This window comes from Streptomyces sp. NPDC040622 (assembly GCF_055593965.1).
Genome location: NZ_JBVIXD010000008.1, coordinates 57,115 through 80,755 on the forward strand (window position 1 = coordinate 57,115; position 23,641 = coordinate 80,755).

A 23,641-nucleotide genomic window follows, 5' to 3' on the forward strand; every position below is an offset into this window, starting at 1 on the left:
TCCCCGATGCCGTCATCGCCATCCAGCGCAGAGGAGTCGCTCGACATGACCGGCACGACGTCCGACGAACTGCTCGCCGCCCAGGCCTGCCTGCGCCTGCTGCACACCGCGCGCGCCGCGCTGTCCGACTCCGCGTCGGGCTCCCCCGTGGCCGCGGCGACGCTCCTCGCGGGGCCGATCGCGGAGGCCGACGAGGCGTTGCGCCGCGCGGGCCTCGCGGGCAACGAAGCGGTGCTGATCGACCGCATCTACGATCTCGCGCCTCCCCCGCGAGCGGCCGACCCCGCGCCCCGGGTGCCGGTCTCGCGGTCCTGCGCGTGCGAGGGGAGCCAGTCATGAGCGCGACGCGGGAGAACGGGGCGGACGGCACGACGGCCCCGGACGGCTCCTCCCAGGGCAACGCCTCTTACGGGCACAAGGAGTTCAAGCGGTCCAAGAGCCACTTCGCGGACCGCATCACCGCGGCCGGCGCGGACGGCTGGCCCGTCGAATCCGGGCGCTACCGCCTGGTGGTGAGCCGAGCGTGCCCCTGGGCCGGGCGGGTGCTCATCGCGCGGCGGCTCCTCGGCCTGGAGGACGCTCTGTCCCTGGCCGTCACCGATCCGATCCAGGACGACCGGAGCTGGCGGTTCACCCTGGACCCCGACGACCGCGACCCGGTCCTCGGCATCCGCTTCCTCAGAGAGGCGTACGAGGCGCGGGAGACGGGCTACCCGGGCGGCGTGAGCGTCCCCGCGGTCGTGGACGTGCCGAGCGGCAAGCTGGTCACGAACGACTTCCAGCAGATCACGCTGGACCTCGCCACGGAGTGGACGGCACTGCACCGCGAGGGGGCGCCCGACCTGTATCCCGAGCCGCTGCGCGACGAGATCGACACCGTCATGGAGGGCATCTTCCGTGACGTCAACAACGGCGTGTACCGCGCCGGTTTCGCCCCGGACCAGGCCTCTTACGCGGCAGCGTACGACGATGTCTTCCGCCGTCTGGAGCTCACCTCCGAGCGCCTGTCGAGCCGCCGCTACCTCGTCGGCGACACGATCACCGAGGCGGACATCCGGCTGTTCAGCACTCTGGTGCGCTTCGACGCCGTCTACCACGGCCACTTCAAGTGCAACCGCTGGAAACTGGCCGAGGAGCCGGTCCTGTGGGCGTACGCGCGCGACCTGTTCCAGACCCCGGGCTTCGGCGACACGATCGACTTCGACCACATCAAGCGGCACTACTACCAGGTGCATACCGGCATCAACCCGACCGCGATCGTGCCGAGGGGCCCTGACCTGTCCGGGTGGCTGACGCCGCATCACCGGGAGGCGCTGGGCGGGCGCCCCTTCGGCGACGGTACGCGGCCGGGGCCCGTGCCCGCCGCGGAGGAGGTGCCGTCGACGGGACGGCCCTGAGTCCACGGCCCACCCCCGTGGGCGCCGGCCGCCCCTGGCGCGCCGGCGCCGGCTAGCTCCTCGCGCTGCCGGGGTCCTCCACGAGCGGCTCCTGGGCCGGGTCCAGGAGCCGCTGCGCGCCCTCGTCCGCGCCCGGGCCCCCGTCCGTCTCCTCGGTCGGCCCCCAGGTGAACTTGTCGCCGCCCACCCAGAGCACGGCGTCCGGGTCGTCGAGGTCGTGCACGGTGATGCCCGCCATGGCGGCCGCGTCGAGGACGTCCGTGACGTTCTTCGCCTTGCCGGCGATCTCTCCGTCGATCTGCACGATGCGGAACGGCGGGTGGCCGGGCTGGACGCCGAGGACCGTGATCCGGGGATGTGCCATGTACAGGTACGTTTCGGTCATGCCTGGAACTCTTCCACGGTGACCGGCACGGCCGCCTCGCCAGTCGGCCGCTCGGGCTACGCCGGCGCCCCGCCCGGTCGGCCGGGCCCGGCTCCGACGAGCCGTGCCGCCGCCGACCGCGCGGAGGCCAGGGCACTCCTGCGGTCGGCGCCCCGCTGGCCCAGCACCACGCGGGTGCTCAACCCGTCGAGGAGCGCGAGCAGTTCACCGGCGCGGTCCGTCCCGTCGTCGACGGCGAAGACGTCCGCAGCCGCGCCCTGCGCGAGGATCGCCGCCAGGTCCTCCTGCCACCCCCGGTCGAGCTCGTCCTGGGCGGCGCGCAGGGGATCGTTCGACCCCGCACGCGCCCAGAGCTCGATCCACAGCATCCAGCGGGGGTCGCGCGGCCCCTTGGGCAGGTACAGCCGCAGAAAGCGGTCCAGTTTGCGGGCGGGTGCCGACCGGCCCGCGAGCAGGGTGCGGCGCTCCTCGGTGAGCGCCGCCTCGCTCCAGCGCAGGGCCTCCAGGAGCAGCCGGTCCTTGCTGCCGAAGTAGTACAGGATGTGGCCGCCGCTGGTGCCGAGGCGGTCGGCGAGCGCGGACATGGTGAGCGCGGCGAGGCCGTTCTCCGCGATGGCCGTCATCGCCTCGTCCAGCATCCGGTCGCGCGCGACCTGCCCGTCCCGCCTCCGTGCCACCTGTGCTCCCGCCCGCGTACCTGGTCCGTCCGTGTGCGCCGACCCTATCCCTGCCCGTCACCCTGCCGATTTCGCCGAAGGTCTTGACGGCGCCGGGGCGCGTGCCGCACTTTGAATGCCGTTCTAAATCATAGAACGGCATTCAAACTCTGGATGCCGGAGAGCGAGGTCCCGCATGGCGCAACAAGCCCCGGTGTCCGCCGGGATGAGTACGGGAGTCACCAGCGACGAGGTGTTCCGGGTCGAGACGCACGGCATCGACCCGATCCCGGAGGCGGACCGGCACGGCAGCGCCAAGGACCTGTTCTGGCTCTGGTTCGGCTCCAACCTGACCTTCACGTACGTGATCAACGGCGCCCTTGCCGTCTCCTTCGGCCTCAGCTTCTGGCAGGCGGTGACCGTGGTCGTCATCGGCGGCCTGTCGTTCCTCGCCATCAGCGCGGCGGGCCTCAGCGGTGTCCGTACCGGCACCGCGACCCTCGTGATCTCCCGGGCGGCGTTCGGCGTCCTCGGGAACTTCCCCGCGGGGCTGCTCAACTGGATCGTCTCGATCGGCTACACCGTCGTCAACACGGTGGTCGGCACACTCGCCCTGGAGGCCCTCTTCACCGATCTCGGCCTCGACGGCGGGAACACGGCACGCGCCCTGGCCCTCGCGGTCACCCTCGCCATGACGTTCACGGTCGCCATGTGGGGCCACGCCACGGTGCAGCTCGCCGAGCGGTGGATGGCGTACGTCCTGGCGGCGGGCTTCGGCGTCCTGCTGCTCCTGCTCCTGCCGGACGCGGACCTGGGCGGCACCGGGGGCGGAGCGGGGCTGTCCGGCTGGACGCTCGCCTTCGTCGTGATGCTGGCGGGCCCCTTCTCCTACCTGCCGATGCCCGCCGACTACACCCGCTACCTGCCGCCGGACACCTCGCTGCGCTCGATCACCGTGGCCGGGGCGCTCGGCGGTTTCGTCTCGTCCGTCGCGCTCGGCGTGGCAGGCGTCGCCGCCGCGAGCCAGGCCGACATGACGGACGCGGTCGCCGGGGTGGAAGGGCTCCTGCCGGGCTGGTTCCGGCCGGTGTTCCTGATCCTGGTGCTCGGCGGCTCGGTCACCAACTCGATCCTGACGCTCTACTCCTCCAGCCTCAACCTCCAGGTGCTCGGCATCCCGTGGAGCCGCGCCAAGGCCATCGTCATCAGTGTCGTCGTCACGGCGCTCGGCTCTCTGGGCGCCCTGTTCCTGACGGACTTCACCGAGTCGCTGCTCAGCTTCCTGTCACTGCTGATCATCGTGTTCGCGCCGTGGGGCGGTGTGTTTCTCGCCGACATGCTGTTGCGCCGCTGCCACTACGACACCGATGCCCTGCACGAGCCGGGGCACGCGGGAGCGTACTGGTACCGCGCCGGTTTCCACCCGGCCGGGCTGACCGCGCTCGTCACCGGCATGCTCTTCGCCACCCTGACCTGCGACTCCGAGCTGTGGACGGGGCCACTGGTGGCGCCGCTCGGCGGGGGCGACCTCACCCTGCTCGGCTCGGTCGTCGCCGGACTCACCTACTGGGTGCTGGCCCGCCGCACCGTCACCGCACCGGCCCTCGCCCAGCCGGGCCGCACGCCCCGCCGCCCCCGCCCCGACCCCGACTCCCCTCCCCGGCCCCGCTCGACATGAACCACCCGCACCAGCCCAGGAGTTCACCCCTCATGGCCCGCACCACCACCTTCCCCTCCCCCGCCGACCTGGTCCTGCGCAACGCCCGGATCCACACCGTCGACCCGGACCTGCCCGCCGCCCAGGCGCTCGCCGTCCGGGACGGCCGCATCCTGTGGCTCGGCCCCGACGCCGAGGCCGACCAGTGGACGGGAGCGGACACGCGCGTGATCGACGGCGGCGGGCGGCTCGTGCTGCCCGGATTCATCGACGCGCACAACCACGTCCGGCTCGGCTCCGACGACGCCTGCGTACAGCTCGCCGGCGTGCGTACCCTCGACGAGATCCACGAACGGATCCGCGCCTGGCGGACCGCGCACCCCGGCGCCGAGTGGATCGAGGCGGAGGCCTTCGACTACTCCGCGATCCCGGACGGCCGCATGCCCCGCGCCACCGATCTCGACCCGGTCACCGGCGACACCCCGGCCTTCGTCCTGAGCTACGACGTGCACACCGCCTGGCTCAACACGGCCGCCCTGCACCGCCTCGGCATCGACCGGGACCACACGACGCTGCCGTTCGGCCGCGCGGAGACCGACCCTGCCACGGGCGAGCCCACCGGATTCGTCAAGGACTTCGCGATCCGGGGCCTGAGCCGCGAAGGACACCGGGCGCTGCGCGCGCTCGGCGTGCCGTGGGCCTCGCCCGACCGGCAGTACGGACGCCTCGCCAAGAGCCTGGACGACGCGATCGGCTACGGCATCACCACGGTCGTCGAACCGCAGAACTCGCTGGACGACCTGGCGCTCTTCGAGCGTGCGCGCGACGAGGGCCGGCTGCGCTCGCGGATCGTCGCCGCCCTCTTCCACCCGCGCGGCACCACCGACGCCGACCTGGACGACTTCGCCGGAGCGGCGGACCGCCACGCCGACGACCGGCTGCGGGTGGGCCCGCTGAAGCTGTACATCGACGACGTCGTCGAGCCCCGCACGGCCGCGCTCCTGGAGCCGTACGCCGGCTGCGGGCGCCACCGGGGCGACACCTTCTACCCGGCCGAGGAGTTCGCGGAGCTGCTGGCCAAGCTGGATGCCCGCGGCTTCCAGTGCTTCGTGCACGCCACGGGCGACCGAGGCATCCGCACGGTCCTGGACGCGGTGGCGCACGCCCGCTCCGTGAACGGCCCGCGCGACGCCCGCCACCAGGTCGTACACGTCGAATGTCTGGACCCGCACGACACCCCGCGCTTCGCGGAGCTCGGCGTCGTCGCCTGCATGCAGCCCCGGCACTGTGCCCCCGAGATCGCGGGCCCCGGCAAGGACTGGGCGCAGAACATCGGTGCGGACCGCTGGCACAAGGCCTGGCCGATGCGCAGCCTGCACGAGGCGGGCGCGGTGCTCGCGCTCTCCAGCGACTGGAACGTCGCCGAGATGGACCCGATGGCCGGCATCTACACCGCGGTCACGCGTCGCCCGCTGGGCGGCGGCGCGCCCTGGCAGTCCGAGGAGACCCTGGACGTGGCGACCGCCGTGCACGGCTACACGATGGGTTCGGCGTACGCCAACTTTCTTGAGGAAGAGCGCGGTTCGCTGACCGTCGGCAAGCTCGCCGATTTCGTCGTGCTCTCCCGGGACATTCTGCGCGCCCGCCCCGAGGAGATCCCGGGGACCGTCGCCGAGGTCGTCGTGGTGGGCGGGGAGACGGTCGTCGACCGACGGCTCGGATGAGACAGCGGGCTCGGGTGAGACAGCGGGCTCGGGTGGGACACCGCGCCCGGTCGGTCACCGCGCCCAGGCCGGCGTCCAGATCGCGCCGTCGCGGCCGCCGGACCGGGCTGCCGCGAGGTGCTCGCGCAGCGTCGTGAGCGCGGGGTGCGGGTTGTCGGCGCGCCAGATCAGGGAGTGCGGGTAGAGCGGCGTCGGCTCGTGCAGCACGATGCGGCGCAGATCGTCGTCGGCGGGCCGGACGAGCCGGGTCTGCTCGCCGACGAGGGTGGCGAGGCCGGGCGAGTCGGCGATGGTGTCCAGGAGCGGCTCGGTGCCGAAGTCAGGGCCTGTCGCCTCGATGGTCAGCCCGAACGCGTCGGCGAGCGCCTCGTAGTAGGCGGCCCACTCGGTTCCCGTGACGATGCCGGGCATCCAGATCCGGTGGCCGGCGAGCCGGTCCGGGGCGACCGTGCGGACCCCCGCCAGGGCGTGTTCCGGTCCGGTGAGGAGCTGGATGGGCTCGTCGTGGACCCGTACGGCCTCGATGCCGTCCGGCAGGCGGCTCGCCGGCCGGGTGACGGCGCGGAACGCCGCGTCGATCGTGCCTGCGCGGACGGCGGAGATGGCAGCCTCGGCGTCGAAGAGCGTCACGACGTCGAGCGGGGTGCCGGGATGCGCGCGGTGGAAGCCGCGCAGCAGGTCGGCCGGTGCGAGCCGGCGGCCGATCACGTCGACGCGCAGCGCGCGGCTGCCGGGCCGTACGGAGGCGGCCGCGCGCTCCTCGGCCTTGAGCAGGTCACGGGCGTGGGGCAGGAACGCCTGTCCGTCGATGGTGAGCCGGACCCCGCGCGCGCTGCGGGTGAACAGCCGCACCGCGAGGTCCTTCTCCAGCCCGGCGATGCGTTTGGAGACGGCCTGCTGGGTGATCGCCAGGTCGACGGCGGCGCCCTGGAACTGCCCCGCGTCCGCGGCGGCGACGAAGGCCCGCACTGCACCGAGATCCATGCCCGCCACCCTAGAGCGGCGCCTCGGACGCACGAGCACGCGCACGGCACAACGGATGGTTGTACCTCAGGGGCAGGGCGGTTGTTTGCCCGGGCGGCCGACCAGTCGCTTGGATGTCGCGAGGGCGGCGCGAGGTCGACCCGCGGGTTCCGTGAGGAGGACGTGAGGCATGGCGGGGAGACGGTCGCTCGGGCGGCGGTTCGGGTGGCTGTGGGCGGCGTACACGGTGAGCACGTTCGGGACGCGACTCGCCTTCGACGCGTTCCCCCTGGTCGCGATCCTGGCGCTGGACGCGGGGACTACGGAGGTGGCGATCCTCGCCGCAGCGGGCCTCGCGGTGGGGGCGGTGGCGGCGGTGCCGCTCGGACCATGGGTGGAGTTCCGCCGCAAGCGGCCGGTGATGGTGGCCATGGACCTGGTCCGGTGCGCGGTGCTGCTCAGCATCCCCGCGGCGTACGCACTCGACGTGCTCGGCTTCACGCAGCTGCTCGTCGTGTCGGTCGTCGTCGCCGCGGCCGACATCACGTTCGGCGCGGCGAGCGGCGCCTTCCTCAAGTCGCTGGTCCCTCCGGAGGACCTGCTCGTCGCGAACGGACGGTTCGAGTCGACGGCCTGGACGGCCACCATGCTCGGGCCGCCGCTCGGCGGCGCCGCGGTCGGCCTGTTCGGGCCCGTGATGACGGTGCTGGCCGACGCGGTCAGCTATCTGCTCTCCGCAGTGGGCATCCGTGCGATCGGCGGCAGGGAAGCTCACCCCACGCGCGCCGAACAGGCGGCGCCTCCCCGCACCGGTCCCAGGGCCGCCGACCTGCTGGACGGCTGGCGGTTCATCCTGGGCGACTCCGGGCTGCGGCTGCTCTTCCTCAACACGGTCCTGGTGAGCGGCCTGATCATGGCGGCCATGCCGCCGATCGCCGTCCTCATGCTCGGCCCCCTCCACTTCGCGCCCTGGCAGTACGCACTGGCCTTCGCGCTGCCCTGCATCGGCGGCCTCGTCGGCTCGCGGCTGTCGAGCCGGCTGGTCGTCCGGTTCGGGCGCCGCCGCATCATGCTCACGGTCGGTGCGCTGCGCGCCTGCTGGTCCGTCGGGCTCGCCTTCGTGCACCCGGGTGTCACCGGGCTCCTGCTCGTCATGGCCGTGGAGTTCGGTCTCATCACCTGCATGGGGGTCTTCAACCCGCTGGTCGCCACCTACCGGCTCGACCGCACCCCCGCGGACCGGGTCGCCCGCACCCTGTCCGCGTGGTCGGTCTCCAGCAAGCTCAACACCGCGGCCATGACGGCCCTGTGGGGGCTCCTCGCCGGTGTCGTCGGCCCTCGGGCGGCGATCGCGACGGCCGGTGTCCTGATGCTGGCCACGCCACTCCTGCTGCCCCGGGAACGGAGTGCCTCGGAGCACCACCCTCAACCTCAGGTCTAGGGTGAGGTCTACCCTCGGGTTCACCTGGACCTTGAGGACTCCGCGGCCGCTGCGCGTCGCCGGCTCACGTCAGCTGACGCAGCAGGTCGGCGCAGGCCGTCGCCTCGTCCGCGTGCCGGGCGAGGGGGTGGTGCCCGCCTCGTTCGTACACCCCGACCTCCCACGCCCCGCCCGTCACCCTGCGCAGGTAGACGAAGTCGGGAGGCGTGGGAGCCGGTTCGTGGACGCCCTCGATCCAGTAGTAACCGTCGGCCACCTTGGCGGCGCGCAGGGCCGCCGCCGCTTCCCGGACATCCACGGAACCCGCGCCCGCCTCTCTCCTCGCGCTGCAGACAGGGGTGTGAAGACAGGCCCTAGTCGTTCGCGGGCGCCAGGTAGCCGTGGTCGAGGAGCCACTTCACGTTCAGGCGCTGCCCCTCGCCCGGGTCCAGGAAGATCGGGTCCAGCTTGATCTGCTGACCGCCGCCGGGCTGCTCGAACCAGGGAGCGATGCTGCCCTGCCAGACGTAGAACGGCTTGCTCACCTCGTAGACGCGGTAGTCGCAGGCGAACGCGGCATCTCGGGTGTTGAGGTTCTGCGGCGGCAGGGCGCGCTTCGCGTACGCGTCACCGGCGGGCGCGAGGTAGCCACCGAACTCCGAGCCGAAGCGGTCGAGGTCCTCGCCCTTCTCCAGGAGCTCGGGGTGCTTGTCGACCTGGCCGTTGACGGTCCCGAAGCCGTCGTTGGGCGGGTACTTCCAGCTGCCGGTCTCCGCCGGGCCCTCCCAGTACTTCTTCAGGAAGGCCTTCGGTGCGAGCTTGCCCGTCCGCTTCCAGTTCTTCAGGAGCGGGCCGACGGGCCGCTGCCCCTTCTTGGGAAGCCATTTCGGACCGAGCCGGGTGTCTCCGTGGAATTCGCCCGTGCACGGGTCGTGCGCCGCGGCGGCGGACGTCGGCGGTGCGGGCGCGGCGACAGCCGTGGCGCTCGCGGCGGGCGCTGCCGCCATGGCGCCGGCGACACCGAGCGCGGCCAGGACGGTACGGATCCGGATCACACGGCTGTGGTCCACTCAGCGACTCCTCGGGCGTCTACGTGCGGTCAGCACTCCGCGCGCCGCCCGCACGTTGTACGTGGGCGGCGCCAATAGCTCGCACACCGTATCGGAGTCGTGGCTCTCGGTGGTCAAGTCGGCTGGCGATGCGCGCTAGTTGGCGCAATATCGGCTCTTCGGCCGACACTCCCCGGATGCGGCACGCCGACGCACCCCCTCTTGTCCCGCCTCTCGTGCAGGAGGCACTGTGTCTGTCACATACGTCACTACCGACGCACGAGGTGCAGCCATGAACGGTGGAGCGGGGTCGGCCACGGGTGCCGGGAGCGGCCCGGGGCGACGGCGGTTCCTGGGTGCGGTGGTGGGCGCGGCCGCGACGGGGATCGTGTCGGCCACCTCGGCCTGTGCCTCGTCGGGGCCTGCGGAGCGGGAGCGCCCGGCCCCCGCACACCGGGGTGAGGCGTCCTCCGCGGCGCACCGGCCGCGCGCCGACGGCCGGTTGTTCCTGGGCACGTACACCTCGCAAGAAGGGGGTGGCACAGGCATCGGCCTGGCCACGTACGACGACGCGACGGGCCACGTCACCGGTGCCGGCACGATCACCGGCGTCCCCGATCCCTCCTACCTGGCCGTGCACCCTTCGGGCCGCACGCTCTACGCCGTCGACGAGCGGGAGAACGGCGGCGTGACCGCCGTCGCGCTGTCCCCCTCCGGCGGGCACGAGGTCCTCGGCACGCGCGACACCGGCGGAGGCGGCCCCTGTCACCTCTCCGTGCACCCCGGCGGGCGCTGGCTGCTCAGCGCGAACTACGGGACCGGCAGCGTGGCCGTCCACCCCATCGAGGCGTCGGGCGCGCTCGGTGAGCGCACGGACCTGGTCACGCACTCCGATCCGGCGCCGGGCCCCGGCCAGACCGGGCCGCACGCCCACCAGATCAGCACGACGCCGGACGGCCGCCACGTCCTGGCCGTCGACCTCGGCAACGACACCGTGTACACGTACCGCCTCGACGAGAAGGCGGGCACGCTGAGCGGCGTCTCCCGAGCGGGCCTGCGGCCGGGCGCGGGTCCGCGCCATCTGACCTTCCATCCCTCGGGGCGCTTCGCGTATCTGGCCAACGAGCTGGACAACACCGTCGTGGTCTGCGCGTACGACCCCGAGAACGGCCGCCTGACGCCCGGTGAACCGCAGTCGACGGGCACGGGAAGCGGCACCAGCTACCCGGCGCAGATCGTGGTGACGCGCGAGGGTGGTTTCGCCTTCCTCGCCAATCGGGGGCACGACAGCATCACGCGGTACGCGATCGAGGGCGACGGCGCCCGGCTGCGCCTCCTGGACACGGTCCCCGTCGGCGGAGAATTCCCCCGCCAGCTGGCCTTCTCGCCGTCCCAGCGGCTGCTGTTCACCGCGAACCAGAAGTCGAGCTCGGTGAGTGTCTTCCGGGTCGACGGCGGCAGCGGCGCACTGAGCCTCGCGGGCACGCCGTTCGCGGCGCCGATCGCCGTGTGCGCGCTGCCGCTCTGACGGATTCGCTGCCACACCGGCAGGTCCGCCCGCCTATCGCCGGTAGCCGCGGATGCGGTAGCGAAGGCCGGTCGTCGAGAGCAGCCAGTCCGTGTCCTCGGCGACCTGCCACCGCGGGTCGAGAGTCGGGGCGTACGTGTCGCCGGTCACCGGAGTGTCGATCTCCGTCACCGAGAGCTCGGTGGCGTGCTCCAGGGCGGCGCGGTAGATCTCCCCGCCGCCCATCACCCAGACCGAGCCGGAGGCGGGCTGTTCCGACGCCCGGCCTGCGAGGTCGAGGGCCTCGGTGATGGATCCGGCGCGCACCGCGCCCTCGGACTCCCACCCCTCGTTGCGCGTCACCACGATGTTGCGCCGGCCCGGCAGCGGACGGAAGCGCACGGGCAGCGACTCCCAGGTCCGGCGGCCCATCACCACGGGGTGGCCGAGGGTGGTCGCCTTGAAGTGCGCCATGTCCTCGGGCAGCCGCCACGGAATGGTGTTGTCCGCGCCGATCACGCCGTCGACGGTCTGCGCCCAGATCAGCCCGATGTTCATACGGCGACCTGGGCCTTGATGGCCGGGTGGTGCTTGTAGTCGAGGACTTCCACGTCGGTGTACGCGTAGTCGAACAGGGAGTCGGCCTGGCGCAGGTTCAGCTTCGGGAAGTCGAACGGGGTGCGCGAGAGCTGCTCGGTGACCTGCTCGACGTGGTTGTCGTAGATGTGGCAGTCGCCACCGGTCCAGATGAAGTCGCCGGGTTCCAGGCCGGTCTGCTGCGCCACCATGTGCGTGAGCAGGGCGTAACTGGCGATGTTGAACGGGACCCCGAGGAAGAGGTCGGCACTGCGCTGGTACAGCTGGCAGGAGAGCCTGCCGTCGGCCACGTAGAACTGGAAGAACGCGTGACAGGGCGCGAGCGCCATCTTGTCCAGCTCGGCGACGTTCCACGCGGAGACGATCATCCGTCGGGAGTCGGGGTCGCGGCGCAGGGTGTCGAGCACGTCGCTGATCTGGTCGATGTGGGTGCCGTCCGGGGTGGGCCAGCTGCGCCACTGGACGCCGTAGACCGGTCCGAGTTCGCCGTTCTCGTCGGCCCACTCGTCCCAGATGCGAACGCCGTTCTCCTTCAGCCAGCCGACGTTCGAGTCGCCCCGCAGGAACCACAGCAGCTCGTACACGATGGACTTCAGGTGCACCCTCTTGGTGGTGACCAACGGGAACCCCTGCGAAAGGTCGTACCGCAGTTGGTGCCCGAAGACACTTCGGGTGCCGGTGCCGGTCCGGTCGGCCTTGGCCGTCCCCGAGGTGAGCACTAGTTGCAACAGGTCTTCGTACTGGGTGTCCGCCACGGGCGACGAGTCTACTGCTCTCCGCAGGTGCTCCGATCCGAGTGTATACCTTGACAGGCATATACTCGGATCGGAATATAAGGGAATGGTCCCCGATGCGTTCACCGTGCTGTCCGAGCCGACCCGCCGCCGGATACTCGCCCGGCTCCTGGAGGCCGAGAGCAGTGTGAACGACCTGGCCGACTCGCTCGGCCTCAGCCAGCCCACGGTCTCCAAGCAGCTCAAGGTGCTCAGGACCGCGGGCTTCGTCACCTCGCGCACCGACGCGCAGCGGCGGATCTACCGCATCGACGCGGGCCCCTTCCAGACGCTGGACGACTGGCTCCAGCCCTATCGCACCTTGTGGGACCGCCACCTCGACGCCCTGGAGCAGCCATGAGCCCCGACCCCTACCGTCCGAGCCCGCTCGGCCCGGTCGACTGCGAGACGTCCGACGGCCGCTGGACCCTCGTCCTCACCCGCGACCTGCGACATCCGCCCGAGAAGGTGTGGGCCGCGCTGACCGAGCCCGATCAGCTCGCCGCGTGGGCTCCCTACACCGGGGACCGCAGCCTGGCCGAGGCGGGCGCCGCCACGATCACGATGATCGACGACGAGGCTCCTCAGGACATGCCGGCCGAGGTCGTGCGCGCCGAGCCCTCGACGCTGCTGGAGTACACCCTCGGCACCGACCTGCTCCGCTGGGAGCTCACGGCCACGGACACCGGCTCCCGGCTGGCACTGCGGCACACCGTCGCGGAACGCGACTGGATCCCGAAGGTCGCGGCAGGCTGGCACCTCTGCCTGGACGTGGCCGAGGCCTTGCTCCAGGGGCGGCCCATCCCGCCCATCCGGGGCGCGGCGGCCGTCGACTTCGGCTGGTCGGAGCTGAACGACCGGTACGCACGCAAGCTCGGGATCCCCAACACCGGCATGCCCGACCACATCAAGGACGAGATCAAGGACGAAGAGCCGCCGCTCCAGTGACAGCGCGTCCCGTGGGATCGCGCCCGCCGCGACCAGTCCCGCCGGGCGCCTCAGTAGGCTGCCCGGCATGATCAACTCACCTGCGGTCTCGACGAGTTCCACCGACGCCGACGTCGCGACAGCGAGCGTCCGCGCCGGCGCCGACGTGGTGCGCGGCCTGTACGGGCAGCGCCTGGCCCGCGTCGACAAGGGCGGCGGGGACTTCGCCACCGCCGCCGACGTGGCGGCCGAGAAGGCGATCCTGGACGTCCTGCGGGCGGCTCGGCCCGAGGACGCGGTGCTCGGCGAGGAGGGTGGGCAGCGGGGCGCGGCCGACGCTCCGCGCCAGTGGCTGGTGGACCCCTTGTGCGGCACCTTGAACTACGCCGTCGGCACCATGCTGGTCGCCGTCAACGTCGCCCTGCGCGACGGGGCGGCAGCGGTGGCCGACCCCTTCACCGGCGAGGTCTTCTGCACCGACGGCACGGTGGCCTGGATGCGCGACGGCGACGCCGACACCCCGCTGGTCCCGACGTCCTCGTCGCGGCTGGTCGACGTCAACCTGGATCCGCCGTTCCCGGGCGCACCCGGCTTCCGCGCCGTGGACCTGCTGGCCCGCCCCGACTTCGTCGAGCACTTCCGGCCCCGGGTCGGCTCCACGACGCTGGCGCTGGCCTGGGTCGCGGCGGGCCGACGGGCCGCGTACGTGACGGACGGCGGAGACCTTTCGCGGAGCGTGCATTTCGCCGCCGGGATCTCCGTGTGCCGGGCAGCGGGCTGCGTGGTCACCGGGATCGACGGCGGGCCGGTCGGACGGGATGGCCGCGGGCTCGTGGTGGCGGCCGACGCCGAGACCCACGCCCTGCTGATGTCGATGATCCGCGGCTGAAGCCCGCGGCCCCGCCTCGGCGCCACGCGGCACCGGCGGGCTTCCGGGGGAACACAGCCGCCGAGCGGGGGTCAGGCCGTGTCCGTGCCGGTTCCGGGGCGTTCATCCCGTTATGGCGCACCGCCGTGACCACGGCACGGACGCCACCGCACCCGGTCCGCACGGCCGGGGCGTCGACCCGAGAACCGCCTCACACGGGGAGTCACCATGTTCAGCGTCCCTCGCCGCTACGCCGCCATGATCGCCACCGCGGGCACCCTCGCGGCCCTCGGCCTCGCCGCCCCCGGGGCCGCGCGGGCCGACACCGCCAAGGCTCCGGAGAAGATGACGTTCACCGTCCAGGGGTGCACCTTCGACGTCACGGCCCCCGCGCAGGACCGGCCCGGCCACGTCGGCGCCGGGGCCTCCAGCTCCGGCTGTGCCAACAACTGGACCTTCACCGCCCAGCTGCAGAGCTCGCGCTGGTGGGGCTGGGCCAACGACGCCGAGGAGCGCTGGGTCGGCAGCGCGGGCCGAGGGCTCGGCGCGGGCTGTGCGGGCGTCCACGACCACCGCGTGATCCTGCACTGGAGCAGCGGCCCGGTCAGCGGCACCAAGATCGGCCCGGTCGCCAACCTCAACTGCGGCTGACCGCAAGGGGAGCGACCCAGCCCGCGTTCGCCCTCCCCGCACACCCACCCGCCCAACCGGACTCCTGCGTACCGTCCTTACGGTGGTGGGCGGAGCAAGGGGAGCAAGGGGGCGGGTGGATGGGCGGGAGCGGACTCGGGGGCCGGCTCACGGCCGCGGTGCGGGACCGGGACGCCGAGGCGGTGCGGTCCCAGCTGGCCGAGGGCGCGGATCCGGACACGGCGGATGCCGACGGGCTGCCCGTGCTGTGCGCAGCGGTGGCGGCGTACGACGCGCCCGTGGCCGAAGCCCTGGTGGAAGGCGGAGCCGATCCCGACCGGGTGCTGCCGGACGGCACGACTCCGTTGTGGCGTGCCGTTGACGGTGGCTCGCCCGCGCTCTGCGCGGCCGTGCTCGGCAAGGAACCCCGGCTGCGGCTGCCGGTGGCCGCCCGTGAGCGGCTCCTCGCCCTGGCCCGTGGCTGGTACGAGACGGGAGCGGCCGAAGAGCTGCGACGCAGGACCGGCGCGACGGGCCCCGCGGTCACGGCCCGCGTCCCGGACGACGCGTGCGACTGGGTCGAACTGGTGTCGCTGGGCGGCCACGTCGTACGGGCCGGCCACGGTGCCGTCCTGACCTCGCTCGAAGAGGCCTTCCTCGTCCTGACGCCGGTCGACGCACTGTTCGCCCGCGCCCTGCGCGAGCCGGACCGCGAGCATGTGGACTGGTGGGCGGCCTGTTCCGTCCTCGCCCGGCGCCGGAGCGAGGCGACCTGGTCGGCGGTGGTGGCCCACCGGCGTCACCCCGATCCGGCGCACCGCCTCTTCGTGGCCGACTATCTGCGGACGCGCGCGTTCTGCGACACCGGCCATCCCCGGTCCGGGGCGCGGGAGAGCGAGTTTCTGCTCGACTGGGCCGCCGAGGAGACGGACAGCGCGCTGCTCGCCATAGTGCTGGAGGCGCTCTCCGAGTACGAGCACCCCGGTCAGGAAGCCATCGGACTCCGCCACGTCGGCCATCCCGACGCCCGCGTGCGCCGCGAAGTGCCGTACGCGTTCGTCCAGGACAACCACCTGCGCTCGGCGGCGGCCAGGGAGGCGGTGCTCACCCTCGTGCGCGATCCCGACCCGGACGTGCGGCTCCGGGCCTGCGAGGTGGGCGTACGCGACGCCACGCTCCTGCCGGAGGTCACCCGGGCACTGATCGCCCTGGTCGACAGCCCGGACGCCCGCGTGCGCGGGACGGCCGGGGCGACGCTGGCCGCCTCGCCCGGCCACGCCCCCGGCGTCACCGACGCCTTGATGTCCCTGCTGGACGACGAGGACCGGATGCTGCGCCTGGAGGCCGCCTGGGGACTGGCCCGACGGGACGACCCGCGTACCGAAGAGGCGTACGAGCGGGCCGGCCACCTCGGTCCCGGCTTCGAGCACGACCACCGGGCCCACGGGCTCAGGCAGTGGCGGCTGCGGAACAGCACGAAGGCCGGGTGACGGACGGCGGAGGGGCGGGCCGCCGGGGCCGCGCCTCCGCCGCTACGCCTTCGTGAATCCCAGCTCCGCCGCCCGCGCGATGATCTCGACGTCGCTGCCGAGTGACCACTCCGCGACGCGCGACACCGTCGCTGCGGGCACCACGTCGCTGATGCCCGCGGCGGCCGGGATGTCGTACGTGCCGTGCGCGTCGTGCGGCAGAACGACGCGGAAGCCCAGATCCAGCGCGATGGCGGCCGTCGCCCTGACGCACATCTCCGACATCACGCCGCACACGGCCAGTTCCTTCACGCCGGCGTCGCGCAGCAGCTCCTCCAGCCGCGACTCGTGGAAGCCGTCGTCCACGGTCTTGCGCAGGACGACCTCGCCCCGGTCGGCGTCGACGTGCAGGTGGAGCTCCCAGCCGGGAGTGCCCGTCTCGTCCTCGGCGCCGGGCTCGCCGTCGTTCTGCAGGTGGACGACGAGCGCACCGCCCTCGCGCGCCCTGGCCAGCAGACCCTCCACCCGCTCGAGGAGTCGTTCCGCGTGGGGCACGGGGGTGTCACCGCCGACGAAGGCCGACTGCATGTCGACGAGGATCAGGGCCTGGGCGGGTGCCACGGGCTGGAGGGGCACAGGGGACTGGGCGGGCTTCGTGGGCATCGGATGCTGTGTCACTCCGCCATCATGCCTACGGGACGCGGGACCTCAACGTGATTAACGTGGGGGTATGAGCACGGAACTGGCCGTTCTCCTTGTCGGCGCCGCCGTTCTGGTCGCCGCGACGCTCGCCGTCGCGGTCGTGTTGCTCGTACGTCTCGTCCGGACCCGCCGCGCCCTGCGCAGAGCCGGACTTCCCGTCGAGCGACAGTGGGTCTTCTGGGGCGCGATCGCCTATCTCGTGCTGCCCGCGGACCTGTTGCCCGATCCCATATTCCTGGACGACATCGGGGTGCTGGTGCTGGCACTGCGGTCGATGCGGTCAGCCTCCGACGGGGCGGCCGCGCCGCGTGGCTGACAGGCGGGCCTTCATCAGGAGCGCGTGCATGCAGTCCGTCACCTGTGTGACGTCCTCGACGACGTGGTGGAAGGGGAGCCGGACGTCGGCCTGGCCGCGGGCGCGCTCCAGACGCAACGAGATGCCGTACCGGTCGAGGGCGAGCGGTCGCACCCGCACCACACCCTGCAGGCTGTCGGGGCTGATGAGGCGGGTGAGTTGCTCGACGGCGTCCGGGTGGGCGTCGGCGAGGTGGGTGAGCAGCCGCGACTCCGCCTCGGCGAGCGGATCGGGCACGGTCAGGGCCAGTTCGTCGAGCTCGACCCCGTGGCGCTCCCCGCCGGAGTCGTGCAGCACGGCGCAGGTCGGCTCGAAGACGAGGTGCTCCCCGTCGTACGCCAGGGACCCGGACAGCCAGAGCCGTGCGCGGATCCGGTCCCTGAGAGGCACGGGTGCGACGTCGGCGAACTCGACCAGGGTGGACGGCTCACCGCGCGGGGCGCAGATGAGCGCGGCGGCGAGCGCACTGTCCTCCGGCGGGGACAGCCGGATCCTGCCGTCCTCGGTGACGCTGTGCGCGCCCACGAGTTCGTCCCTGCCGATTTCCGTGGTCACCGCGCAGGACCATGCGGTGGCGAGCACTGAACGAGCGCGTGCCGCCGCTGTGGGCACGGTCGTGCTGCTGTGACGGACACCCATCCTCAACCTCCATTAGGTAAGCCTTGCCTAACTTATCTGAGATTGCGGAACAGGGCCAGTACGTCTCATGGCCCCGCGCGGCGAACCACGCGGGGCCATGAGACGTACGCCAGTTGACGGAACGGGGAGGTCAGTGACCTCGGGCGAGCCACTCCTCGAGGTGCGGCGCCTCGGCGCCCACCGTGGTGCTGTCCCCGTGTCCGGTGCGCACCACCGTCTCGCCCGGCAGCGTCAGCAGCCGCTCCTTGATGGACTCCACGATCGTCGGGAAGTCGCTGAAGGAACGCCCCGTCGCACCGGGGCCGCCGGCGAAGAGCGTGTCGCCGGTGAAGACCGTGCCGAGGGCGGGGGCGTGCAGGCTGACCGCGCCTCGGCAGTGCCCCGGCGTGTGCAGCACCGTCAGGACCGTGCCCGCGACGGTCAGTTCCTGCCCGTCGGCGAGCTCACCGTCCGGGGCCCGGTCGGGGTGGGTCTGCTTCCACAGCTCCGTGTCCGCCGGGTGGAGCAGGATCGGCGCGCCCGTGCGGGCGGCGAGCGCCGGGGCCGCGTCGATGTGGTCGTCGTGGGCGTGCGTGCAGACGATCGCGACGAGGCGCCGCTCCCCCACCGCGTCCGCGATGGCGTCCGCGTCGTGGGCGGCGTCGATGACGACGCACTCGCTGTCGTCGCCCACGATCCACACGTTGTTGTCGACCTCCCAGGTCCCGCCGTCCAGCGAGAAGGTCCCCGACGTGACGAGGTGGTCGACGCGCACTCCGGGCGCGGTGGCTTCGGCCGCCATCAGAGCATCACCACCGAACGCAGGACGTCGCCGTGGTGCATGCGCTCGAAGGCCTTCTCCACGTCTTCGAGGGCGATGGTCTCCGTGACGAACGCGTCGAGGTCCAGGCGCCCCTGCTGGTACAGGTCGATGAGCATCGGGAAGTCGCGCGAGGGCAGACAGTCCCCGTACCAGCTCGACTTGAGCGCGCCGCCCCGGCCGAAGACGTCGAGCAGGGGCAGCTCGATCTTCATCTCCGGGGTCGGTACGCCGACGAGGACGACGGTGCCCGCCAGATCGCGGGCGTAGAAGGCCTGCTCGTACGTCTCCGGGCGGCCGACCGCCTCGATGACGACGTCGGCGCCGTTGCCGTCGGTCAGCTCGCGCACGGCCGCGACCGGATCGGCGGAGCGGGAGTTGACGGTGTGGGTGGCGCCGAGGTTCTTCGCCGTCACCAGCTTCTTGTCGTCGATGTCCACGGCGATGACCTTCGCCGCGCCCGCGAGGCGGGCTCCCACGACGGCGGCGTTGCCGACGCCGCCGCAGCCGATGACCGCGACCGAGTCGCCCCGGCCCACGTTTCCGGTGTTGATGGCGGCGCCGATGCCCGCCATCACGCCGCAGCCGAGGAGCCCGGCCGCGGCGGGCGAGGCGGCCGGGTCGACCTTGGTGCACTGTCCGGCGGCGACGAGGGTCTTCTCGGCGAAGGCCCCGATGCCGAGCGCGGGCGACAGCTCGGTGCCGTCGGCCAGGGTCATCTTCTGCTTCGCGTTGTGCGTGTCGAAGCAGTACTGGGGGCGGCCGCGCAGACAGGCGCGGCACTGGCCGCACACCGCGCGCCAGTTCAGGACCACGAAGTCGCCGGGCGCGACCTCGGTGACGCCGTCACCGACGGACTCGACGACGCCGGCCGCCTCGTGCCCGAGCAGGAACGGGAAGTCGTCGTTGATGCCTCCCTCCCGGTAGTGGAGGTCGGTGTGGCAGACCCCGCACGCCTGGACCTTCACCACGGCTTCTCCCGGGCCCGGATCCGGCACCGTGATCGTCTCGATCCGCACCGGCTCGCCCTTCGCGCGGGCGATCACGCCCTGCACCTGCTGCGCCATGACTTCAGCCTCTCTGTCTCTGCACGTCTTACCCGTCACATCGTTACAGGTCGAGCGCCCCGACACAGCACGTCCCCCTCCCCCGCACGGGCAGAACTCCGACGCGCCTGTCACCGGCGCCGAGCGATCCGGCAGGTCCTAGGGTGAGCCCGTGCGTCCCCTCGCCGCCCAGGCCCTGCTGCCGGTCAACACCGCTCTCGCCGTCACCCTGCTCGTGCTGCTGCTCGCCGCCGCGACGACGGCCGCCGTCCGCCGGCTCGCCCCCGACGGATCGCGCGGGCGGGCCCGCGAGATCCTGGTCGCCGGGGTGCGGGCCACCGCCCAGCTGGGGGCCGTCTCTCTGGTGATCGGCTGGGTCGTCCACCACACGGCGGCCCTGTTCGGCTTCCTGCTGCTGATGTTCGCCGTGGCCGCCCGCACGGCGGGGCGGCGCATCACGGCGAACGGCACCTGGTGGTGGGCGGCGCTGCCGATCGCGGGGCCCGTCGTCCCGGTGGTGACCGGCCTGGCCCTCGCGGGACTGCTGCCCGTGCGCGGCATCGCGATGATCCCGGTGACCGGCATCCTCATCGGCGGAGGGCTCACGGCGACGGTCCTCGCGGGCCGCCGCGCCCTGGACGAACTGAGCAACCGGTTCGGCGAGTTCGAGGCCGGCATCGCCCTGGGCCTGGCCGACCAGGACGCCCGCATGGAGGTGATCCGCCCGGCCGCCTCCGACGCGCTCCTGCCCGGCCTCGACCAGACCCGCACGGTGGGCCTCGTCACCCTGCCCGGCGCGTTCGTGGGGATGCTCCTGGGCGGTGCCTCACCCGTACTCGCCGGTGCCGTGCAGCTCTTCGTGCTGATCGCGCTGATGGCCGTCCAGTCCGTCGCCGTGGCCCTCACGGTCGAGCTGGTCGCCCGCGGCCGGCTGCACCGCGGGGCGTAGGCTCGGCAACTATGTCTGTCTACGAAGAAGAGATCGGTGCCCTGCAGGGCGGCCCCGCCGACCTGCGCCAGTACGAGGGCAAGGCCGTCCTGGTCGTCAACGTCGCCTCCAAGTGCGGGCTGACCCCGCAGTACGCGGGCCTGGAGCGGCTCCACGAGCAGTACGCGGCGCGCGGCTTCAGCGTGCTCGGCGTGCCCTGCAACCAGTTCATGGGCCAGGAGCCCGGCACGTCCGAGGAGATCGCCGAGTTCTGCTCGGCGACGTACGGCGTGACGTTCCCGATGACGGAGAAGGTCGACGTCAACGGCGCGGACCGGCATCCGCTCTACCAGCGGCTCGTCGGCACGGCGGACGCGGAGGGGCACACGGGCGATGTGCGGTGGAACTTCGAGAAGTTCCTGATCGCTCCGTCGGGCGATGTCGTGGCGCGCTTCTCCCCGCAGACCGAGCCCGACGCCGCCGAGCTCGTCACGGCCCTCGAGAAGCACCTCCCCGCCTGACGGTCCCGGCAGGCACCGGCCAGGGAACTCCGGCGTCCCGGCGACTTTGGTCCGTCCGTCGTCGACTTTCGGACGATTCTCACGCGGGGCCCGCCGCCTGGCGTCGAAGCATGGCTTCCACCGGGCGGCCGGTCCCCGCCGTCGCGCTCTTCCTGCTGGCCCCGTTCGTCGGCGAGTTCCTGCTGGGCAACCTCACGGCGGCCGAGTTCGGCCTCGGGATCGTCGTCGCGCCGCTGTACGGCTGCGGCGCCCTCCTCGTGCGGGAGACGGCCCGCCGGTACGGGGGCGGGTGGCCCGCCATGGCGCTGCTGGCCGTCGCGTACGCGCTGATCGAGGAAGGACCCGTCGACCAGCTCCTGTGGAACGACTCCTACGCGGGCCAGGATCTGCTGCACGGTTCGTCGTTTCTGCCGGGGATCGGCATGAGCGTCGAGCTCACCCAGGCGATCCTCGCGCCGCACACCGTGTGGAGCGTCCTGGTACCGATCGCCCTCATGGAGACCTGCGTCCCCGGGCGCCGGACGACACCGTGGCTGGGACGCACCGGCTACACGGTGCCCGCCACGGTGTACCTGCTCGGCGCCGGACTCGTCTTCTGGGGCAACTACGCGGAAGAGCACTTCCTCGCGTCCCCCGCCCAACTCGCCGCCGTCGCCGCGGTCATATCGCCGCCCTGGTCGTACTCGCCCTCAGGGCCCGCTCGTGGCGGCGGCCCCCGGCCCCCGGGAACGCGCCCCGTCCCTGGCAGGCCGGTGCCGCGTCGCTCGCCGGGACGAGCCTCTACTGGGGGCCGTCGGTCCTCGTGACGTCCGACGCTTACGCATGGGTGGGCGCCGCGGTGTGGTGCCTCGTCGCGGGGTGCGGCACCGCCGGTGTCCTGCGCTGGTCGCGGCGGACGGGGTGGGCCGCGGCACGTCTTCGCGCTCGCGGCGGGGGCGCTGCTCACCTACATGTGGACGTCGTTCCCGGTGCGCCCGGAGAGCGGCGGCTCCAGGGCGGTCGACCTGGTGAGCAACGGGGTGTGCGCGGTGATCGCAGTGGCGGTGCTGCTGGAGGGCGCCTCGGTGCTCCACGCGGAAGACGCACCCAAGGGACCGCCCGGCGGCCCGGATCCCGGTCGGCGGGTCATCCCCCCGAGGCCCCCGGCCCCGCCCGCACCACGTTCTCCCGCAGCCTGATCCACCCGGCGAGGACGGCGCCCGCGGCCAGGCAGACCGCCGCGGTGATCAGCAGGGCCGTATCGGCGGCCGCTTCCGCACCCGCACCACCGCCCCGGTCGGTGACGGCCCCGGCCAGGCCGACGCCGAGGCCGGCGGCCACGGTGATGACCGTCTTGGTGACTCCGGACGCCTCCCCGGCCCGCTCCGGCCGGATGACCGCCTGGGTGGCGATGAGCGTCAGCGCGTTGGCCACTCCGAGGAGCGCACCGCCCACCGTGGCCACCGCCACGTACCAGGTGAGGGAGGAGGTCCGGGCGAGGCACGCAAGGACCGGAGCTCCCCCGAGGAGGCAGCCCGCCATCATCCGTACCGCGGCCCGTGGCGCCACCCGCCCGGCGAACGGCCCGGCGAGCGCCATGGCAAGCGCGGGGGCGAGGAACGCGGTGCCCGCGAGGACGACCGGGAGGCCCCACCGGCCCTGGAAGGTCAGGGGCACGACGAACAGGAACATCACCGTGGCGGTGTTGGCCGCCGCACCGGCCAGGGTGAGCGCCACGTACGGCCCGTTGCGGAACAGGCCGAGCTCCACGAGCGGACGGGACGCGGTCCGCTCCCGCCGTACGAACAGGATGAGCAGGACCGCCGTGACGGTCCCGCCCGCCGACGTGGCGGGCCACGACCAGTGCGGCCCTCGGTCGATGACGACGCAGAGCGCGGCGAGCGCGGCCGTGGCACAAGCCAGTCCCCGCAGGTCGACGTTGCGGGACCCACTCGTGTCGCGGCTCTCGGTGCTGCGCGAGGCGCAGACCGCGCCGAGCGCGGCGAGCGGCACGTCGAGCCAGAACAGCGCGCGCCAGGACACCGACTCGGTCAGGGCGCCACCGATGAACGGACCGCAGGCGGTGGCGATCCCGCCGATGCCGATGGCCGACCCAATGGCACGGCCTCTCAGCTCGGCCGGGTAGACGTTGGTCAGCAGGGACAGCCCCACCGGCATGATCATCGCGGCCCCGGCGCCCTGGACCACCCGCGCGCCCACGAGTACGGGCAGGGTCGGGGCGAGGGCGCAGCCCAGCGACGACGCGCCGAACACGGCGAGCCCCGCGACCATGAGCCGCCGCCGGCCGAGCAGATCACCGAGCCGTCCCGCCCCCAGCATCAGCGTGCCGGTGGACAGCAGGTACGCGCTGATCACCCACTGGAGACCGGCGCCGCCCGCGTGCAGGTCGCGGCCGATCCGCGCCAGGGCGAGGTTCAGGCCGAACGAGTCGAGCTGGATGCAGAACACCCCCACGGACAGGGCGAGGAGTGCCCACCGCCGGGTGGCCGTCGGCGTTTCCGCGCCGCCGGCACGGTCCCCCACCGTCGCGTCCTTGCGCACGATGCCCCACTTCTCCTCATGGTCGGGGCCCCTTCGAGGCCTGTCCAAGGGCGCTCCTGGACACGGAGCGCCGATGCGGGAAGGGGGA

27 protein-coding genes and 1 pseudogene are annotated in these 23,641 nt (G+C 72.7%); 15 read left to right on the forward strand and 13 right to left on the reverse strand.

All coding sequences use genetic code 11. From position 1 onward, the window contains the following. Positions 1-45 precede the first annotated feature (45 nt). Both ACZ592_RS23480 and ACZ592_RS23485 read left to right on the forward strand, forming a co-directional pair. Complete coding sequence (locus ACZ592_RS23480) at positions 46-339, forward strand: hypothetical protein (RefSeq protein WP_471583569.1); 294 nt, start codon at positions 46-48, stop codon at positions 337-339. Beyond that, positions 336-1,397, forward strand: coding sequence for a glutathione S-transferase family protein (locus tag ACZ592_RS23485; RefSeq protein ID WP_471583570.1), 1,062 nt, complete (start codon positions 336-338; stop codon positions 1,395-1,397). Before ACZ592_RS23480 ends, ACZ592_RS23485 begins: the two co-directional genes overlap by 4 nt. Positions 1,398-1,560: 163 nt before the next feature. Here the strand turns inward: ACZ592_RS23485 and ACZ592_RS23490 are convergent. Further along, a pseudogene (locus ACZ592_RS23490) lies at positions 1,561-1,761 on the reverse strand (hypothetical protein); the annotation flags it as partial. A 77-nt stretch (positions 1,762-1,838) separates the two neighbouring features. After that, positions 1,839-2,420, reverse strand: a complete 582-nt coding sequence (locus tag ACZ592_RS23495) for a TetR/AcrR family transcriptional regulator (protein WP_471583972.1) — start codon at positions 2,418-2,420, stop codon at positions 1,839-1,841. Positions 2,421-2,634: 214 nt separating this feature from the next. On the opposite strand from ACZ592_RS23495, the gene ACZ592_RS23500 reads away from it, so the two are divergent. Together ACZ592_RS23500 and ACZ592_RS23505 are read left to right on the forward strand one after the other, a co-directional pair. Beyond that, on the forward strand, positions 2,635-4,116 hold the full coding sequence (locus tag ACZ592_RS23500; RefSeq protein WP_471583571.1) for a purine-cytosine permease family protein: 1,482 nt from the start codon (positions 2,635-2,637) through the stop codon (positions 4,114-4,116). Positions 4,117-4,148: 32 nt separating this feature from the next. Further along, positions 4,149-5,819, forward strand: coding sequence for an amidohydrolase (locus ACZ592_RS23505; RefSeq protein ID WP_471583572.1), 1,671 nt, complete (start codon positions 4,149-4,151; stop codon positions 5,817-5,819). Positions 5,820-5,873: 54 nt separating this feature from the next. Here ACZ592_RS23505 and ACZ592_RS23510 read toward each other — a convergent pair whose 3' ends face one another. Next, positions 5,874-6,803, reverse strand: a complete 930-nt coding sequence (locus ACZ592_RS23510) for a LysR family transcriptional regulator (protein WP_471583573.1) — start codon at positions 6,801-6,803, stop codon at positions 5,874-5,876. A 169-nt stretch (positions 6,804-6,972) separates the two neighbouring features. Between ACZ592_RS23510 and ACZ592_RS23515 the strand changes: the two genes are divergently transcribed. Beyond that, positions 6,973-8,223: an MFS transporter gene (locus ACZ592_RS23515; protein WP_471583574.1), complete on the forward strand. Its 1,251-nt coding sequence runs from the start codon at positions 6,973-6,975 to the stop codon at positions 8,221-8,223. Between the two features lie 64 nt (positions 8,224-8,287). On the opposite strand, the gene ACZ592_RS23520 is transcribed toward ACZ592_RS23515, so the two are convergent. Further along, positions 8,288-8,521, reverse strand: a complete 234-nt coding sequence (locus ACZ592_RS23520; protein WP_471583575.1) for a hypothetical protein — start codon at positions 8,519-8,521, stop codon at positions 8,288-8,290. A 55-nt stretch (positions 8,522-8,576) separates the two neighbouring features. Beyond that, complete coding sequence (locus ACZ592_RS23525) at positions 8,577-9,209, reverse strand: TNT domain-containing protein (RefSeq protein ID WP_471583973.1); 633 nt, start codon at positions 9,207-9,209, stop codon at positions 8,577-8,579. Between the two features lie 334 nt (positions 9,210-9,543). On the opposite strand from ACZ592_RS23525, the gene ACZ592_RS23530 reads away from it, so the two are divergent. Beyond that, the gene (locus tag ACZ592_RS23530; RefSeq protein ID WP_471583576.1) at positions 9,544-10,779 is read left to right on the forward strand and encodes a lactonase family protein; all 1,236 of its coding nucleotides are present in this window, start codon (positions 9,544-9,546) and stop codon (positions 10,777-10,779) included. Positions 10,780-10,812: 33 nt separating this feature from the next. Here the strand turns inward: ACZ592_RS23530 and ACZ592_RS23535 are convergent, their stop codons facing one another. Next, on the reverse strand, positions 10,813-11,316 hold the full coding sequence (locus tag ACZ592_RS23535; protein WP_471583577.1) for a dihydrofolate reductase: 504 nt from the start codon (positions 11,314-11,316) through the stop codon (positions 10,813-10,815). Next, complete coding sequence (locus ACZ592_RS23540; protein WP_471583578.1) at positions 11,313-12,110, reverse strand: thymidylate synthase; 798 nt, start codon at positions 12,108-12,110, stop codon at positions 11,313-11,315. The genes ACZ592_RS23535 and ACZ592_RS23540 overlap by 4 nt, the downstream gene beginning before the upstream one ends. Positions 12,111-12,195: 85 nt before the next feature. Here ACZ592_RS23540 and ACZ592_RS23545 point away from each other — a divergent pair, with 85 nt between their 5' ends. From ACZ592_RS23545 to ACZ592_RS23565, 5 genes are all read left to right on the forward strand, one after another. Continuing rightward, complete coding sequence (locus tag ACZ592_RS23545; RefSeq protein ID WP_471583579.1) at positions 12,196-12,489, forward strand: ArsR/SmtB family transcription factor; 294 nt, start codon at positions 12,196-12,198, stop codon at positions 12,487-12,489. Further along, positions 12,486-13,076 (forward strand): SRPBCC family protein, encoded by a 591-nt coding sequence (locus ACZ592_RS23550; protein WP_471583580.1) that lies wholly within the window; start codon positions 12,486-12,488, stop codon positions 13,074-13,076. The genes ACZ592_RS23545 and ACZ592_RS23550 overlap by 4 nt, the downstream gene beginning before the upstream one ends. Positions 13,077-13,143: 67 nt before the next feature. Then, positions 13,144-13,944: an inositol monophosphatase family protein gene (locus ACZ592_RS23555; RefSeq protein WP_471583581.1), complete on the forward strand. Its 801-nt coding sequence runs from the start codon at positions 13,144-13,146 to the stop codon at positions 13,942-13,944. Between the two features lie 207 nt (positions 13,945-14,151). Then, complete coding sequence (locus ACZ592_RS23560; protein ID WP_471583582.1) at positions 14,152-14,574, forward strand: hypothetical protein; 423 nt, start codon at positions 14,152-14,154, stop codon at positions 14,572-14,574. Positions 14,575-14,693: 119 nt separating this feature from the next. Then, positions 14,694-16,043 carry a HEAT repeat domain-containing protein gene (locus ACZ592_RS23565; protein ID WP_471583583.1) on the forward strand — a complete coding sequence of 450 codons (1,350 nt, stop codon included), beginning with the start codon at positions 14,694-14,696 and terminating at the stop codon, positions 16,041-16,043. 42 nt (positions 16,044-16,085) lie between these two features. On the opposite strand, the gene ACZ592_RS23570 is transcribed toward ACZ592_RS23565, so the two are convergent. After that, entirely contained in the window at positions 16,086-16,685 is a 600-nt protein-coding gene (locus ACZ592_RS23570) for an isochorismatase family protein (RefSeq protein ID WP_471583584.1), read from the reverse strand. Positions 16,686-16,752: 67 nt separating this feature from the next. Here ACZ592_RS23570 and ACZ592_RS23575 point away from each other — a divergent pair, with 67 nt between their 5' ends. Continuing rightward, complete coding sequence (locus ACZ592_RS23575) at positions 16,753-17,040, forward strand: DUF1232 domain-containing protein (RefSeq protein WP_471583585.1); 288 nt, start codon at positions 16,753-16,755, stop codon at positions 17,038-17,040. On the opposite strand, the gene ACZ592_RS23580 is transcribed toward ACZ592_RS23575, so the two are convergent. From ACZ592_RS23580 to ACZ592_RS23590, 3 genes are all read right to left on the reverse strand, one after another. After that, positions 17,005-17,718: a DUF2470 domain-containing protein gene (locus tag ACZ592_RS23580; protein ID WP_471583586.1), complete on the reverse strand. Its 714-nt coding sequence runs from the start codon at positions 17,716-17,718 to the stop codon at positions 17,005-17,007. The two genes, ACZ592_RS23575 and ACZ592_RS23580, sit on opposite strands and share 36 nt — an antisense overlap. Before the next feature lie 130 nt (positions 17,719-17,848). Then, the gene (locus tag ACZ592_RS23585; RefSeq protein WP_471583587.1) at positions 17,849-18,499 is read right to left on the reverse strand and encodes an MBL fold metallo-hydrolase; all 651 of its coding nucleotides are present in this window, start codon (positions 18,497-18,499) and stop codon (positions 17,849-17,851) included. Beyond that, on the reverse strand, positions 18,499-19,584 hold the full coding sequence (locus ACZ592_RS23590) for an S-(hydroxymethyl)mycothiol dehydrogenase (RefSeq protein WP_471583588.1): 1,086 nt from the start codon (positions 19,582-19,584) through the stop codon (positions 18,499-18,501). The genes ACZ592_RS23585 and ACZ592_RS23590 overlap by 1 nt, the downstream gene beginning before the upstream one ends. Positions 19,585-19,735: 151 nt before the next feature. Between ACZ592_RS23590 and ACZ592_RS23595 the strand changes: the two genes are divergently transcribed. The 3 genes from ACZ592_RS23595 to ACZ592_RS23605 all read left to right on the forward strand — a co-directional run bounded on the left by ACZ592_RS23595 (position 19,736) and on the right by ACZ592_RS23605 (position 21,818). Next, on the forward strand, positions 19,736-20,512 hold the full coding sequence (locus ACZ592_RS23595) for an ABC transporter permease (RefSeq protein ID WP_471583589.1): 777 nt from the start codon (positions 19,736-19,738) through the stop codon (positions 20,510-20,512). Positions 20,513-20,523: 11 nt separating this feature from the next. Then, entirely contained in the window at positions 20,524-21,012 is a 489-nt protein-coding gene (locus ACZ592_RS23600; protein WP_471583590.1) for a glutathione peroxidase, read from the forward strand. A 110-nt stretch (positions 21,013-21,122) separates the two neighbouring features. Next, positions 21,123-21,818, forward strand: a complete 696-nt coding sequence (locus ACZ592_RS23605) for a hypothetical protein (RefSeq protein ID WP_471583591.1) — start codon at positions 21,123-21,125, stop codon at positions 21,816-21,818. Between the two features lie 140 nt (positions 21,819-21,958). Here ACZ592_RS23605 and ACZ592_RS23610 read toward each other — a convergent pair whose 3' ends face one another. Further along, positions 21,959-22,102 carry a hypothetical protein gene (locus ACZ592_RS23610; protein WP_471583592.1) on the reverse strand — a complete coding sequence of 48 codons (144 nt, stop codon included), beginning with the start codon at positions 22,100-22,102 and terminating at the stop codon, positions 21,959-21,961. 35 nt (positions 22,103-22,137) lie between these two features. After that, entirely contained in the window at positions 22,138-23,601 is a 1,464-nt protein-coding gene (locus tag ACZ592_RS23615) for an MFS transporter (RefSeq protein ID WP_471583593.1), read from the reverse strand. Positions 23,602-23,641: the final 40 nt, after the last annotated feature.

What these genes read in the sequence shown, in the direction of transcription:
- ACZ592_RS23480 (WP_471583569.1), top strand. Translation starts at nt 46, where the DNA reads ATGACCGGCACGACGTCCGACGAACTGCTCGCCGCCCAGGCCTGCCTG.
- ACZ592_RS23485 (WP_471583570.1), top strand. Translation starts at nt 336, where the DNA reads ATGAGCGCGACGCGGGAGAACGGGGCGGACGGCACGACGGCCCCGGAC.
- ACZ592_RS23495 (WP_471583972.1), bottom strand. Translation starts at nt 2,420, where the DNA reads ATGCTGGACGAGGCGATGACGGCCATCGCGGAGAACGGCCTCGCCGCG.
- ACZ592_RS23500 (WP_471583571.1), top strand. Translation starts at nt 2,635, where the DNA reads ATGGCGCAACAAGCCCCGGTGTCCGCCGGGATGAGTACGGGAGTCACC.
- ACZ592_RS23505 (WP_471583572.1), top strand. Translation starts at nt 4,149, where the DNA reads ATGGCCCGCACCACCACCTTCCCCTCCCCCGCCGACCTGGTCCTGCGC.
- ACZ592_RS23510 (WP_471583573.1), bottom strand. Translation starts at nt 6,803, where the DNA reads ATGGATCTCGGTGCAGTGCGGGCCTTCGTCGCCGCCGCGGACGCGGGG.
- ACZ592_RS23515 (WP_471583574.1), top strand. Translation starts at nt 6,973, where the DNA reads ATGGCGGGGAGACGGTCGCTCGGGCGGCGGTTCGGGTGGCTGTGGGCG.
- ACZ592_RS23525 (WP_471583973.1), bottom strand. Translation starts at nt 9,209, where the DNA reads ATGGCGGCAGCGCCCGCCGCGAGCGCCACGGCTGTCGCCGCGCCCGCA.
- ACZ592_RS23530 (WP_471583576.1), top strand. Translation starts at nt 9,544, where the DNA reads ATGAACGGTGGAGCGGGGTCGGCCACGGGTGCCGGGAGCGGCCCGGGG.
- ACZ592_RS23535 (WP_471583577.1), bottom strand. Translation starts at nt 11,316, where the DNA reads ATGAACATCGGGCTGATCTGGGCGCAGACCGTCGACGGCGTGATCGGC.
- ACZ592_RS23545 (WP_471583579.1), top strand. Translation starts at nt 12,196, where the DNA reads ATGGTCCCCGATGCGTTCACCGTGCTGTCCGAGCCGACCCGCCGCCGG.
- ACZ592_RS23550 (WP_471583580.1), top strand. Translation starts at nt 12,486, where the DNA reads ATGAGCCCCGACCCCTACCGTCCGAGCCCGCTCGGCCCGGTCGACTGC.
- ACZ592_RS23555 (WP_471583581.1), top strand. Translation starts at nt 13,144, where the DNA reads ATGATCAACTCACCTGCGGTCTCGACGAGTTCCACCGACGCCGACGTC.
- ACZ592_RS23560 (WP_471583582.1), top strand. Translation starts at nt 14,152, where the DNA reads ATGTTCAGCGTCCCTCGCCGCTACGCCGCCATGATCGCCACCGCGGGC.
- ACZ592_RS23565 (WP_471583583.1), top strand. Translation starts at nt 14,694, where the DNA reads ATGGGCGGGAGCGGACTCGGGGGCCGGCTCACGGCCGCGGTGCGGGAC.
- ACZ592_RS23570 (WP_471583584.1), bottom strand. Translation starts at nt 16,685, where the DNA reads ATGCCCACGAAGCCCGCCCAGTCCCCTGTGCCCCTCCAGCCCGTGGCA.
- ACZ592_RS23575 (WP_471583585.1), top strand. Translation starts at nt 16,753, where the DNA reads ATGAGCACGGAACTGGCCGTTCTCCTTGTCGGCGCCGCCGTTCTGGTC.
- ACZ592_RS23580 (WP_471583586.1), bottom strand. Translation starts at nt 17,718, where the DNA reads ATGGGTGTCCGTCACAGCAGCACGACCGTGCCCACAGCGGCGGCACGC.
- ACZ592_RS23585 (WP_471583587.1), bottom strand. Translation starts at nt 18,499, where the DNA reads ATGGCGGCCGAAGCCACCGCGCCCGGAGTGCGCGTCGACCACCTCGTC.
- ACZ592_RS23590 (WP_471583588.1), bottom strand. Translation starts at nt 19,584, where the DNA reads ATGGCGCAGCAGGTGCAGGGCGTGATCGCCCGCGCGAAGGGCGAGCCG.
- ACZ592_RS23600 (WP_471583590.1), top strand. Translation starts at nt 20,524, where the DNA reads ATGTCTGTCTACGAAGAAGAGATCGGTGCCCTGCAGGGCGGCCCCGCC.
- ACZ592_RS23605 (WP_471583591.1), top strand. Translation starts at nt 21,123, where the DNA reads ATGGCTTCCACCGGGCGGCCGGTCCCCGCCGTCGCGCTCTTCCTGCTG.